The sequence below is a fragment of the Rubripirellula obstinata genome (genome assembly GCF_001642955.1).
Classification (GTDB): Bacteria; Planctomycetota; Planctomycetia; order Pirellulales; family Pirellulaceae; genus Rubripirellula; species Rubripirellula obstinata.
In genome coordinates this window covers 1-11,505 of record NZ_LWSK01000153.1, presented here as the reverse complement: position 1 = coordinate 11,505, position 11,505 = coordinate 1, and the positions used below count along the sequence as shown (strand labels likewise).

At 52.3% G+C, this 11,505-nt stretch carries 16 protein-coding genes; 7 read left to right on the top strand and 9 right to left on the bottom strand.

Translation table 11 applies throughout. The features are described 5' to 3' along the window. Positions 1-95 precede the first annotated feature (95 nt). From RC85_RS29090 to RC85_RS22910, 3 genes are read right to left on the bottom strand one after another with little or no spacing between them, the layout of a single operon-like run. Complete coding sequence (locus RC85_RS29090; protein ID WP_420821373.1) at positions 96-335, bottom strand: phospholipase D-like domain-containing protein; 240 nt, start codon at positions 333-335, stop codon at positions 96-98. Then, positions 310-582, bottom strand: a complete 273-nt coding sequence (locus RC85_RS27110; protein ID WP_149752657.1) for a hypothetical protein — start codon at positions 580-582, stop codon at positions 310-312. The genes RC85_RS29090 and RC85_RS27110 overlap by 26 nt, the downstream gene beginning before the upstream one ends. Continuing rightward, positions 579-1,418, bottom strand: a complete 840-nt coding sequence (locus RC85_RS22910) for an endonuclease/exonuclease/phosphatase family protein (protein WP_068267072.1) — start codon at positions 1,416-1,418, stop codon at positions 579-581. The genes RC85_RS27110 and RC85_RS22910 overlap by 4 nt, the downstream gene beginning before the upstream one ends. Before the next feature lie 88 nt (positions 1,419-1,506). Here RC85_RS22910 and RC85_RS22905 point away from each other — a divergent pair, with 88 nt between their 5' ends. The 3 genes from RC85_RS22905 (at position 1,507) to RC85_RS27105 (ending at position 4,179) form a co-directional block, all read left to right on the top strand. Beyond that, positions 1,507-1,905 (top strand): GNAT family N-acetyltransferase, encoded by a 399-nt coding sequence (locus RC85_RS22905; RefSeq protein ID WP_068267071.1) that lies wholly within the window; start codon positions 1,507-1,509, stop codon positions 1,903-1,905. A 290-nt stretch (positions 1,906-2,195) separates the two neighbouring features. Continuing rightward, positions 2,196-3,902, top strand: a complete 1,707-nt coding sequence (locus RC85_RS22900) for an ATP-dependent nuclease (RefSeq protein ID WP_160148077.1) — start codon at positions 2,196-2,198, stop codon at positions 3,900-3,902. A gap of 10 nt (positions 3,903-3,912) precedes the next feature. Next, complete coding sequence (locus tag RC85_RS27105; RefSeq protein WP_149752656.1) at positions 3,913-4,179, top strand: hypothetical protein; 267 nt, start codon at positions 3,913-3,915, stop codon at positions 4,177-4,179. A gap of 192 nt (positions 4,180-4,371) precedes the next feature. On the opposite strand, the gene RC85_RS22895 is transcribed toward RC85_RS27105, so the two are convergent. Further along, positions 4,372-4,605 (bottom strand): hypothetical protein, encoded by a 234-nt coding sequence (locus tag RC85_RS22895; RefSeq protein WP_068267069.1) that lies wholly within the window; start codon positions 4,603-4,605, stop codon positions 4,372-4,374. A gap of 429 nt (positions 4,606-5,034) precedes the next feature. Here RC85_RS22895 and RC85_RS22890 point away from each other — a divergent pair, with 429 nt between their 5' ends. Beyond that, positions 5,035-5,889 (top strand): PH domain-containing protein, encoded by an 855-nt coding sequence (locus tag RC85_RS22890; RefSeq protein WP_084422955.1) that lies wholly within the window; start codon positions 5,035-5,037, stop codon positions 5,887-5,889. A gap of 223 nt (positions 5,890-6,112) precedes the next feature. Beyond that, positions 6,113-6,769 carry a hypothetical protein gene (locus tag RC85_RS22885; RefSeq protein ID WP_068267068.1) on the top strand — a complete coding sequence of 219 codons (657 nt, stop codon included), beginning with the start codon at positions 6,113-6,115 and terminating at the stop codon, positions 6,767-6,769. 82 nt (positions 6,770-6,851) lie between these two features. Here the strand turns inward: RC85_RS22885 and RC85_RS22880 are convergent, their stop codons facing one another. Further along, positions 6,852-7,703: a toll/interleukin-1 receptor domain-containing protein gene (locus RC85_RS22880; protein WP_068267067.1), complete on the bottom strand. Its 852-nt coding sequence runs from the start codon at positions 7,701-7,703 to the stop codon at positions 6,852-6,854. 282 nt (positions 7,704-7,985) lie between these two features. Here RC85_RS22880 and RC85_RS22875 point away from each other — a divergent pair, with 282 nt between their 5' ends. Beyond that, positions 7,986-8,240 carry a hypothetical protein gene (locus RC85_RS22875; RefSeq protein ID WP_068267066.1) on the top strand — a complete coding sequence of 85 codons (255 nt, stop codon included), beginning with the start codon at positions 7,986-7,988 and terminating at the stop codon, positions 8,238-8,240. A gap of 67 nt (positions 8,241-8,307) precedes the next feature. Here the strand turns inward: RC85_RS22875 and RC85_RS27665 are convergent, their stop codons facing one another. The 3 genes from RC85_RS27665 to RC85_RS22860 form a co-directional block, all read right to left on the bottom strand. Continuing rightward, positions 8,308-8,676, bottom strand: coding sequence for a hypothetical protein (locus RC85_RS27665; RefSeq protein WP_068267065.1), 369 nt, complete (start codon positions 8,674-8,676; stop codon positions 8,308-8,310). Beyond that, a complete protein-coding gene (locus RC85_RS22865; protein ID WP_157594022.1) occupies positions 8,673-8,903 on the bottom strand; it encodes a hypothetical protein in 231 nt (76 codons plus the stop codon). The genes RC85_RS27665 and RC85_RS22865 overlap by 4 nt, the downstream gene beginning before the upstream one ends. 655 nt (positions 8,904-9,558) lie before the next feature. Then, complete coding sequence (locus RC85_RS22860; RefSeq protein ID WP_068267063.1) at positions 9,559-9,816, bottom strand: hypothetical protein; 258 nt, start codon at positions 9,814-9,816, stop codon at positions 9,559-9,561. A gap of 745 nt (positions 9,817-10,561) precedes the next feature. On the opposite strand from RC85_RS22860, the gene RC85_RS22850 reads away from it, so the two are divergent. Continuing rightward, positions 10,562-10,954: a hypothetical protein gene (locus RC85_RS22850; RefSeq protein WP_068267061.1), complete on the top strand. Its 393-nt coding sequence runs from the start codon at positions 10,562-10,564 to the stop codon at positions 10,952-10,954. Between the two features lie 12 nt (positions 10,955-10,966). On the opposite strand, the gene RC85_RS27100 is transcribed toward RC85_RS22850, so the two are convergent. Continuing rightward, on the bottom strand, positions 10,967-11,125 hold the full coding sequence (locus RC85_RS27100) for a hypothetical protein (protein ID WP_157594019.1): 159 nt from the start codon (positions 11,123-11,125) through the stop codon (positions 10,967-10,969). Positions 11,126-11,505: the final 380 nt, after the last annotated feature.

Sequence of the window (11,505 nt, the reverse complement as noted above, 5' to 3'; positions counted from 1 at the left end):
CGAAGGCTCATCCAGAGAAAGTCCGCAGCTACCGCCAAGCGGAATCCCTGGCCCGCGCCGCCCAAACCAAAGCCCGCCGAGCTCGCCGTCGGAAACTAGCCCGTAAATAGTTCTGCCGAACGCTTACGTTGGTCGAGCATTATCCGAACTGAAACGCCTCGCGCCATCGCAGCAAGTAACTCGTCGTGCATATCAAATCGCCGGAAGTGTGCTGACGCAATCTGAATCGTTTTCTTGACTGACCGGATAGCCTTTATCAGCCTTTCCCCACAGACGCCGGGCAGATCCGAACCGGCCCGGAACGTAGGCTCACCGCGATAGGTCGCCAGTTCCATGTTGGCCGAGGTGAACCGCACATCCGCGTCCGAACCGTCCGATCCTTCCGCACCCTCCACGCCGGGCGGCGTCCTTCAGTTTCTTTTGCAGTCTAGTATCTGAAAAACTGTAGATCGCAACGTCGAGCGTGCTCTCTGCTCCGTCAATGGCTTTCTCGATCGCTTCCGGCACGTCCTTTGACGGTGCAAAGAAGACGTCAACCGCCATCACCGGCGACATGAACAGCAAAGCGAGTAAGAATCTCATGGTGTCAAAATCAGCTCGGTTGGGCGGTGGTCGCTTGTTGTTTCATCGTCGGGGAAATCGCCGGGCCGCTTGATAACTTCACACCTTGGGTTCCAGTCGCGGGCTGGACCGGCCACAAAAGCGAAGTCCAACATCGAGTCAGGGTAATCGTCGAGCCCATCACCGCCTCGTCCGAATCGCCCGTCCGACCAATTGGTATCCACCCACTCAACAGGTTTCACCCACTGCCAGACATTGTCACGAAGCATCGCCGCAAAACCTGAGTTGCCTTGTTCGGTCACAAAGGAATAGTCGAAGTTGAAATCGCCGATGGCAACCGTCGCCATCGTCTGTTGACGCGCCCACTCACGCAGACCGGAAGCTTGGCTTTCACGAAGTTCTGCGTTGCCACGCGAGAGGTGATTTCCAACTACTTGGAAATCAAGGCCGGACGCCTTGTCACGCAGATGGACTAACAACGGCGACCGGTGGTTACCATCGTTGAGCGTGTCCATCTCCATAGACCGGACCAGCCGGAACCGATCGGATCGGAACAGAATCTGAAGCCGGTCGGCACCGCCAGTCCTAGACACCACTGATTGATAGTCTGGGCCGAGGGCTTCAGCGTACTTGTTAATTGATCGTGGTGAGACTTCACTCAATGCAAACACATCGACCGGGCCGAACTGTTTTAGCTGAAGAGCGATCACTTCAGGATCGTTGCCGCCGCTTTCAATGTTCCATGCCAAAATCTGGATCGGTTCGCATCTGATCGGCTCAGGGCGGCTAGGTTCAGGCTGGACCGGCTCCGTCAAGGCAGTTGGCTGCATCCAAGCAGTATGCAGCAGAAGATCCATCCAGCGTTTTTCATCGTGTATCCTGGGAGTGCGTTTCGCACAGTTTACATAGTTATCTGATTTTTGAACCCTCGCTCCGTATTAACAAATGAATGATCAAACGATTCGTCAACTCGCAGGGTTGTTGTTATTTGAGTGGCCAGTGCGGCCAATATCCAATCAAGAATTAGCTCCGCCAGAATTGTTGGGCAGAGTTCTTGAACTTTCTCAAGCAAGTTCGACCGCATCGATTGTCCTCACGGACTCCGAGATTGAATTGGCAGGGTTAAGCACTCCATCACTTGTTAGAAGGCAAGGCGGTGCAACATTATTGGTTCAGAGAATCTGTCAAGCTGCTGACGAAACCAACCTGAATGTAGTCCTTCGACCGCAAGCATTTGGCGACGTTACGACTGACAATACCTGGCTCATGGCGTTCTACGCAAAATTCGGGTTTACAGGTGACGACACAGAGATGAGACGCACTCCGGGATCTACTGAAGCGTGACGCCGCAAACAACTACGGAATCGCCCACGCCGACGACATCAGTGGATTGATCATGGCATGGGCGAACGCGGGTGATGACTTTGATCCTGTTGCTCACTGCCAAAAGTACCACGATCATTGGGCACGAATGGAAACTGATTCGCTGAGTGCTGGTGGTTGGAAGGTCTAGTGCTTTCGCCGTTCAAAATCGTTAAAATCAGAGGAGGAAAGCGGTAATGCTCCGTTGCCTTTCTAGCAGCCTGCGTCTTTAGGATGCGGGTTGTTTTGTTTACAGGGGTATGGTGCCTCAGATGGAAATCTCGTCAGCAAAATTCAAAGGTCGAAGTTGCTTCAAGGACTCTTGGGCAGGCTTTGACGAATTCAAGCCTATCACCGTCATCATTGGACGGAACAACACTGGCAAATCTCGGTTGCTGGAGTTCGTCGAGCATCTTTGTGAGGGGAAGCCAACTAAGAAGAAGTGGCAGCTTTCGCTCACTGGAAATATGGATGAGGATTTCTTGAAATCATGTTTTCCGATGAATATGTCAGGGGGCGAACTTGGGGGCCATCACTGGGATTCTCACGGGCGACACTTGATCGACGTTTTTGTGGAGTGGAAGGCCAACGGTGGCCAGATAACCTTGGAGACCGAACTACCCAATGACAATCCAAGGGTCGGACACAGCCAGGCGAAAGCGCGTCAAAGTAATGTGTCGCAATCTCTTTCACGTGTTCAATTGCCTTTTAAGGGTAAGCAGTTCAAACACTTGCTGGCGGATCGAGACGTGCAGCCTGAAGTTGCAGTTGTCGAATTGTCTTTAGCAAGCAATGGTGTTGGCGCTACAAACATTGTTCGACGGTACATCACCAGCACCAGCCTTAACCGAGACTTAATTCAAGCGAAATTGCTTGAGGCACTCAATGAAATTTTTTCGGGTGATGGTGCCTTCACTGAGGTTCAAGTGCAAATGCACGATGGTGGCGACGATGAGAATTGGGAAATCTTTCTTGGTGAAGAATCCAAAGGCTTGATCTCGCTAAGCCAATCAGGCAGCGGTCTAAAGACGATCTTCTTGGTTTTGCTGAACTTAATTGCCTTGCCGGAACTTGAAAATTCTGAGCCCAGCGGATTTGTGTTTGCATTCGAGGAACTTGAGAACAACCTGCATCCGGCACTTCAGCGACGGTTAATGGACTACATCAGCGAGTACTCCGAAAGGCACTCGGCAACCTTTTTTCTGACGACACATTCCAACGTTACGCTCGACTTCTTTAGCCGCCTGGATTCAGCACAGATCATCCACGTTTCGCACGACGGCAAGTCGGCTCACACGCGAACGATAGAAGCCCACTTCGACCGTGCTGGCATCATCACCGAGTTGGGTGCGAAGCCGTCAGATTTGCTTCAAGCGAATGGGGTTCTATGGCTTGAGGGGCCTTCCGATCGAGTTTATCTCAATCGTTGGATCGATATTTACAGTGATGGCCAGCTCGTAGAAGGTCAGCACTATCAGTGCGCCTATTACGGAGGGGCAGTGCTCGCGAGGATGCAGTTCACTGATGAGGAAAGTGCAGACGACGAACTAACAAACCTTCTGCGTGTAAATCCAAACATTGCAGTGGTCTGTGATGGGGACCGTACTGCCGAAACTGGAGAAGGAAGTCATATCAAGGGGAGGGTTAAACGAGTGAAGGAAGAGGTTGCCAAGATCAAAAATGGCCACATTTGGATCACTGATGCCAAAGAGATAGAAAACTATCTCACCCTTGTGTCAGTTCAAGGTTTTAGCAAAGCAACACCTAACACCTCGCCCAAAAAACGAGGGCGTTTCTTCCCGTCAGAAACCTCAACTAGCAATTACCTAAAAGATCAGCTTGGCCGTAAATCAGTAGACAAAGTTGAGCTTGCCATGCACGCCGCACCGTTGATGACCAAAGCCGACCTGGACGGTCGCTTCGATCTTTCTGTTGAGGTGATGAAGATCGTCGAAACGATCAAGGCTTGGAATGCGTAGTTAAGCAGGCATGAGCAAGAACAAGCCATACGCAATCATGTTGCTGTCGACCGCTTCAGCGGCCTTGGGCCTCTGGGCGACCGTCGCCATGATCCGCTACACGTTTTTCCACGAGAGCATTCAGTTTGCTGGGTCGCTAACCTTCCATCCGCCGCTTGCCACCGCGCTTTCGATGCCGCTGGTGCTCGCCATCTGCCTCCTAACGCTTTCCAACGCCCGGCTATGCCTTGGCTTGCTTGGGTCGCCGTCGTGTTCGCGTGCCTGCTGTCGCCGCTGATGGTCGCGGTGAGCTTTTTCGTGGACTACTACCGGTACATGGTGTGATGTATCCACCGTTGCACTCACCTCGCCGGTGATTCAATATCCCAATCAGAACCGGCGACCCAATCAACCCCGGTGGTCAACGATCACCGGAGGCTGTTTTCGTTCCGGTGGCACCAGCGGAGAGTGGTGCAAACCGAAAGGCGTCCTAGTGGTCAACCATGTCAACTAGGATTCGGTCGCGAATTTCTTGAGCACGTTCGTGCAGTTCAGCCCGCTCTCGCTTTGCTTGCGTAGAATAGAAGCCGCCAGTCTCGTCGTGGAAATCTTGCATCACTCGGGCTTCATACCAGCCAGAGAAAAAGTAAAATCCAGTCCATAGGCTTGCGAGAATGATGGCAAACTTGAGAGCTTTGCCTGGAATGGTTGTTGGATAGTACATTTGGGTTGTTGTTGAAAACTAAATTACACGGGACGTTGAATTGAAATCACCATAGCCCTCGCGAATCGTCGGGGTAAAGGTCGAAGAGTAGCCGTATCAGATACCGTCAACCGGAAAGCCGAGCATGCAACCCAATCATCCTTGGCTGCTTCCGCCAACCATCCAGCAAAATCCGACATCGCCGGTGAACCTCACCAGCACTTTGCAGCCTCGCGGCACTGCCCCGATCTGATCCGGCACTTCGGCCTCAGTAATTCATTGTCCCGAGTCACCGGGGCCATTTTCGTTGGGCGATTGATGATGCCTCGGCTCCCTCCACAGGGTGACCAAGTTAGCTATATTGGACTTCTAAGCTCTCGCAATTGGTTCAAGGCCACTGTGGGGTGGACTACGTTTTGAATCATTAGATCTATTTGGGATAGCAGGGGCATGAGCAATACAAGTCAGGCGGCAATGAAATGCGGCGGTTGCGGTAAAACAGTAAAATTTCCGGCCGAGAAGATTGGCAAGACTGCTAAGTGCCCTGGATGCCAAGCCCCAATCAAGCTTGTTGACCAGAGAATTAGGGAAGGCGAGTTAGTCGCCTCAAAGCAAAAGCCGCCACCAGTTCCGGTTGCACGACAAATCCCCGAAGCTGCGATGATTCGCACCGGGCATGAAACAGCTTCCACTGCTTCGGTCCCTGCTGTTGCCAGCAGTGATTCGCGTCTGGCAAAATTCATTTCGGACGGGCAACCGCCAAAGACAATTGGTAAACTTCTTAACCGGGTCGAAGGCATTTGCTCTGAGTCTGAATCGCCCCAATACATCGCTGTTCAGCACCTACCATCGGTAATGTCGCCGGATGCGATTGTCTTAACAGATCGGCGAGTGATCATCTTTCGTTCAAAGGCGCTTGGCCGGATGAACATGGTTGATGTGCAGTGGATGGATGTGAGTAACATTCATGTCAAAGAAGGTGTAGTTGGAGCCTCTCTTACAGTGACCGGACTGAATGGGCATGTTGAGACAATCGACCACCTACCAAAGCCTCAAGCTAGAAGCGTTTACAGAGTTGGTCAGGAACGTGAGGAGCAAATGCGAGAGTTCCGGCGTTCGCGTAAAATGGAAGAAGACCGCAACGCTGCGAGCCAAGTCAATGTGAACACTTCAGTGGCAGCACCTGTGGCTAGTGCCCCAGACCCAATGGAGCGACTTTCAAAGCTGAAAACAATGCTCGATTCCGGGTTGATCGAACAGGCTGACTTTGATGCGCGGAAAGCAGAAATCCTTAGCGAGATCTGATTCCCCATCCGACCCTAGTCATTCAATGCCCCGAGTCACTGGCAACTTGCAGCCTCGCGGCACTGCCCTTGTCGCGAGGCTGTTTTCATATACTGATCTAAATGAACGCTAAGCAAAAACTGCCTCTAACTGTCGCGTCCCTCTTCGTTGCGGTAACAGCCTCTTGCTCAGGCTGTGTCGCCGCCAGCGCTTCGCTCTGGACGGCAAGGTCTAAGGAAATTTGATGGACGAATTACAGACACGTTTGCCCACACTTCCGACGACCGTCGAAGACTTTTTCAGCCTGCTGTTTGAGCACGCACCCGAAATTGCAAAGCACTACGCCTTGTTCAAGCAAGCTAGGGACTTGAAACGTTTGGAGACCCTCTTCCAGTACCTCCGTGGGCACACCGACAAGTTCGTCGGTGATTTCGCAAAAAGTGAAGCCGGGTTTCATTTGCTGGAAGAAGTCGTGGACCGCGTGTCGCGTGAGCACACGGAGCAAAAGCGACAGCACTTTGCTAACCTCATCGTATCGTCTTGGCTTGATAACCGCCCCGTGCAACTCATTTTCGACGAGGCATCGCTTTTTGCCAGAGCGATTGACCGTTTTACCAACTCTCACATCGCCATCATTCAACACCTGTATGACGCTGAAGAAAAGACTTCCGTGAAATACGACGAACTTGGCAAAGTTGCCGGAGACCGTGACTGCCATATATTGCTACACGACATCTGCGGAGAGTTTGGCTTAGCCAACCGCTCATGGGGTTTACATCAGACGACGTCACCGGCACTTATGGTCTCTACAAATCTTTCGCCGGAGGGCATCGCACGCAATTGTCTTCATGCCATCACACCACGCGGACGCCGGTTCGTGTCGAAAGTTTTGTCAGGCTAAGCCCCCTAAGGCCACCATCTTTTACGCCCTCGCCGCTATGCACCTAACGCGTTGATTCATTTTTGGATCAGTGCGGCTCGGATCAAACCTCTTCGAGCCACCCATTCGGTCGCAACACTAGGTCGCATGTTCCGCACGACAATCGCAGCGACACGATTTTATCGTCTACCAACTTTCCAGCGTGGTGTTCACAGATCATTCTAATCGCGGTCTCATCATTGCTTGTTAGACTCAGCCTCTCGACAAGTTGCGATAGAGAGGCGCGGAAGTTCGCGTAATTCGTAACTCCTACGCTTAGGTCAGGCGTCGTCCCTACACCCCGGTTGCGAAAGCCGTCATACCCTACCGAAGCCATACTCCGGTGTGTGCTCTTGTTTTGCACCCCCTGAAGCATCGCGTACATTTTCCGAAGCAAATCGCCTTGATCTACGTCCGGCGCTTCACCTTCCGGCTCCGGCAACTTTTCAAAGTCTTCCTCCAGTCGGGGCCAATGAGCGTCAAAACATCGTGTTAACTGTTCGGAATCCAGAGGCTTGTCGCAAAGCCTGTTCAGATCACGAACGATCTTCAAAATCTCTTCCCGCGTGTTGCGACACGCTTGTAGTTGACCAATCGGCCCCGGCAAGGCTTCCAATGCCAGCCCTTTGTCAACGATCACCGGCACAACACGGGCGTCGTTGTCGACATGCTTGGCTAATGCACCGGCCTCGAACATCAACCACGGTTTATCGTGATTTTCGCGAGTAACGAACAGGATCCCAAAGTTGCTGGCCTGAAGTGCGTTTCGGATACCTTGGTTCCATCCAGAGCCAGCACCAATGTCTTCATCAGACATCCACGGCTTAACGGACTGGAGCACGTCAGGCAGCCAATATCGAAAAGCTAACGCAGCGGCTCGGGACTGATCTTTAGACCAACTTAGGAAGACTTGCATGGTGATTCTCTGGATGCTTGCATTAGTTTGGAAGTCCAATTTTGGCAGCAAGTTGCCGATTACTCAACCGCGCCAAATGGCCGGAGCAGTCCGATATTTCCGATGCATCTGAGGCTTCGCAAATCATACCTGAGAATTCGACGATACCAATCGAACAAATTCTTAAAGGTTCATTGCATGCCAGCAGCGGCACGGCATAGCTTGGCAGTCAACACCCACTAACCTGAGACCCTGAGCCGACTATCTGACGGTGAAAAGTTTGTAGCCCTTATCTGGGGCACCTTGGCCCTCGTCGTCGTCCTAGCTGTTGGCGGGGCGATCAGCACCGCCATCGACGACTACCGGCTAACCCCTGAGCAACGCACTGCCCGCGATGTCGCGAGGGACTACGCCGCCCGCGTAAAGTTCAGGCGAGAGGCTGAAGAGCGGCGCGATGAAATTCTGGCCTATCGCGCCGAAGTCGCCCGCAAGCAACTACGCGAAGACATCCGCGAACGTGCCCAGCTGGTCCGCGACCTGCGAACCCTAGGCTATTGAGACCAGCGCCAGGCTATTGAGCCTGTGGTGATGAATCCGACTCCGACCACCGACGGTCCAAACGCGCTTACCTCTCAAGCCGATCGTCGTCCCGCAGTGCAAAGAATCCCCAGCAGACGGCAGGTACAAGCTTGCCACTCACGCAGGTGTGAATGCCCTGCACGATTAGAAAGAAGATTGGCACCAGGACAACTGAGTTCGGCACGGTTATCACACCCACCATTTGCAGGGCGATCGGCGTGTACATCGCGACCAGTAAGGCCAGTACCCATGGCCACCGCTTGCTACCCCAATCTCGAATCGTCAGGTAGTTGCCACAGCTCTTGCAGTGACCCAGCGGCAACGCAAACCTGAGGAACCAAACTGGTTCATTGCAGACTGGGCACCGATGAGCGTTGTTCTGAGACTGGGTTGCAGGCGGTTGGTAGGGGTTCATGCAGCTGATTCTCGCTTGTGCCGTTCAACTTCATGTTCCCCGACCCGATCCAATTGGGCATTCAGCTCGACAAGTTTTCGTTCCGGCAGATCTTTTAGGCTGTCGACAATCAATGCGTTTAGCCCTGGCTTGCCGGGTTCAAGTGTAAGCCACTTGGAGATGTACCAACTGGTTTGGCTCACCCAGCAGGACAAGCCGGGGCCATTCCAGTACTCAATGGTGTGCATGGAAGTTACGTAGCCTTTCGGGGTGACTGTTAGCCCTGGTCTTGGTCGACTCGACATAGCGTAGATCTCCGTAATGGGTGATGGCACTGGTAACCCCAGTGCTACGGATACAACTTGGGGCCAGGCTAGGCCAGTGTCAACGCTCTGTCCCGATCAGCGACCGACCTCGCAATTGCTGTCGGGCCGCAATGCAGAAAACCCGTAAATAACTGGAGCAAACTGACCAAGAATCCAGCCGAGTTTTCTTTCACCGGCCAGGCATTCAACACTGACGCCGCATTTGCGGACTGGTGTTTCCACGCTAACGGCTAAATCTGACCATCCTTGTAGGTCAGCCCACCGGGTGTTCTCAGGGCGTTTCTGACGAATCGTCCTTTACCAAAGCGACAGCAAGATGAGCCTCAAATCCAAAAAACGCGCTTACATGCTTTTTAAAGGCGGGCTTTCGCTAGCTCATTTTGCCAACGTTTTTGGACCAGAGAAGCTGAGTCGTATATGACTGGAAACTGTAGCCGATTCTCGACTACTAAAACTCAATTCGATCGTCGGCAATTAACGCGATAAAGAGTGCTGAGTTTCACCACGCGTCTGCGTGACGCTTGGATTCACTGGGCCGCTTCATCATCACACTCAATCATCTTCCAACTGTTGCCACCTAGTCTGTCAGTTCTAAGTACCGTCCAGTGTCTTTGCATGGAAGCTCCAGCCAGAGAATTGCAGCGAGCATGTCGGCGTGACGAACGGGCGAATCGACTTCGTGCTTTAATTGGCCTGACGACATACCAGTCGCCTGACTCACGTCGATTGATTCAAGATAGTCGATGCAGGCTTCAACGCCCTCAGGTGCAGGCGGTCGCCAGTGAGCGAAGATGGGGTCTGCTTCTACGAGGTCGTTTAGGTCGAGTGTCATCATTGGAGTCTCAGTATCTTTGTAGTGGGCATGAATGCCCGTGAAGTGAAGTTGGTAATAGATGCACGACGTTCAAATGAATGCGTCGTGTTTCCGGTAGTCTTGTACCGCCTGTGAATGATGCCGACGTGACTGTCAGTCATCACCATGTCACACCACTGTCTTGATTGGCAGTATGACGGGGAAGAGTGCCGTGCAGTTTGTTCACAAGGTAGTGATTGCGACGACGGTGATGATTGAAAGGGAGGGGGACGGTCAAATCTGGTTGCATGACCGGCGTATCCGGCACAACGTGTAGATCCCTGTGCTCGCAAATTTTCAAAAATCTGAAAAGTCGCCGACTGAAATTTTTATTTTTCAGCGATCACGGTTTTCGCATCGGATCAGATTGCTCATCGTTTTTCGCAGTAACTGTGGGTCTTCTCTAATCGCGAAGGCCGCCCCACTTCGACGACCACGAATCACAGGGTTGCCGTGTATCGATCTTTCAACATCGAATTGCAAGCCACTTGGCAGCCGGTAGCCGTATCGACGGCATAAGTTCAGAAATGTGTTTCTCATTGTTAAATCTTTTGTTAGAGGAGGCCGCAGAGGGGCGGCGGAAACCGGTGACCTGGGGAGAGGGCCGGTTAGGCAATCTGAGATTCTGAGAAATCTGATTGCCGAGAAGGGTTTGCTAGCTTTGCCAGCAGGATCAATCGTTAGAATGTGGTCTTACGATTTTGGGTTTAGACACATGAGGTGCAAAATGATTGAGACGATTGCTATCGGAACCGCGTTGTTCGGACTGTTCGCCCACACAGTCAACAGTAATGGGGAACGCAAAAAACGCGACGAAAAAGGGGCGTCAGAAGAGGATCGAGTTCAAGATCAAGCGAATGCTATCTTCGATGACGCAATGACCCAGTTTGATGACTCAGACTACAAAGGGTTCGATTACGATCGCACTTTAGACGTGCATCATTTCTCTTTCGTCAATCGCGAGAACCAACACTTCGCGGCTGTTGGGCTGGTGGACGATCGGGTTTTTAAATTTGTTATCTATGAAGCCGACAAGTCCAGAACCCCGATTGAGTTCGACGACAATGGTAAGCCGAAGTATGCGTCTGCTTTTGGTGAAGAACTTTGGCAACCTGTTTGATAGTGAGTCGATTCAGTTGCTGGTGTCCAGATCACCGACACTGGCGATTGCTTCGAGTAGATCGAGAAAAATTGAAACTGCTTCGGATTCTGCTTCGCTTAGCTTGATCAGTTGCAGTTTTTCCCGTAATTCACGTACTTCAAGCAATCCTAGTAGGGTAGCTAAGCCCATTTTCTGGGCATCGCTCAAAGCCTCTGGAACAGTGTTTTCAGGGGCTTTTTTCGTGTGCGGTTTCTCAACTTCTCCCTTGGGAGAGGTCGAGCAAAAGCGAGGGAGAGGGTTTGCGATCAGGCACGCTCACCGCCGCCCGAACGTCCGGCCTGCCCGTTTTGGGCTGATGACAATGTCTCGTTGTCGAGTTGTTGGCAACCCTTGAAAGTAAAAAGTAGGCCGTAGCGAGCCAAAGCGAGTTACGGCGGTGCGCAGATTGCCGTAACTCGCTATGGCTCGCTACGGCCTACATGCTGGCGGAGCATAACCAGTTTCTAAAAAAGTAGGCCGTAGCGAGCCAAAGCGAGTTACGGCGGTGCGCAAAATGCCGTAACTCGCTT

Bases quoted from the DNA above. Each gene is read 5' to 3' on its own strand.
- RC85_RS29090 (WP_420821373.1), bottom strand. From the start codon at position 335: ATGGAACTGGCGACCTATCGCGGTGAGCCTACGTTCCGGGCCGGTTCG.
- RC85_RS27110 (WP_149752657.1), bottom strand. From the start codon at position 582: ATGAGATTCTTACTCGCTTTGCTGTTCATGTCGCCGGTGATGGCGGTT.
- RC85_RS22910 (WP_068267072.1), bottom strand. From the start codon at position 1,418: ATGGATCTTCTGCTGCATACTGCTTGGATGCAGCCAACTGCCTTGACG.
- RC85_RS22905 (WP_068267071.1), top strand. From the start codon at position 1,507: ATGAATGATCAAACGATTCGTCAACTCGCAGGGTTGTTGTTATTTGAG.
- RC85_RS22900 (WP_160148077.1), top strand. From the start codon at position 2,196: ATGGAAATCTCGTCAGCAAAATTCAAAGGTCGAAGTTGCTTCAAGGAC.
- RC85_RS27105 (WP_149752656.1), top strand. From the start codon at position 3,913: ATGAGCAAGAACAAGCCATACGCAATCATGTTGCTGTCGACCGCTTCA.
- RC85_RS22895 (WP_068267069.1), bottom strand. From the start codon at position 4,605: ATGTACTATCCAACAACCATTCCAGGCAAAGCTCTCAAGTTTGCCATC.
- RC85_RS22890 (WP_084422955.1), top strand. From the start codon at position 5,035: ATGAGCAATACAAGTCAGGCGGCAATGAAATGCGGCGGTTGCGGTAAA.
- RC85_RS22885 (WP_068267068.1), top strand. From the start codon at position 6,113: ATGGACGAATTACAGACACGTTTGCCCACACTTCCGACGACCGTCGAA.
- RC85_RS22880 (WP_068267067.1), bottom strand. From the start codon at position 7,703: ATGCAAGTCTTCCTAAGTTGGTCTAAAGATCAGTCCCGAGCCGCTGCG.
- RC85_RS27665 (WP_068267065.1), bottom strand. From the start codon at position 8,676: ATGAACCCCTACCAACCGCCTGCAACCCAGTCTCAGAACAACGCTCAT.
- RC85_RS22865 (WP_157594022.1), bottom strand. From the start codon at position 8,903: ATGCACACCATTGAGTACTGGAATGGCCCCGGCTTGTCCTGCTGGGTG.
- RC85_RS22860 (WP_068267063.1), bottom strand. From the start codon at position 9,816: ATGATGACACTCGACCTAAACGACCTCGTAGAAGCAGACCCCATCTTC.
- RC85_RS22850 (WP_068267061.1), top strand. From the start codon at position 10,562: ATGATTGAGACGATTGCTATCGGAACCGCGTTGTTCGGACTGTTCGCC.
- RC85_RS27100 (WP_157594019.1), bottom strand. From the start codon at position 11,125: ATGGGCTTAGCTACCCTACTAGGATTGCTTGAAGTACGTGAATTACGG.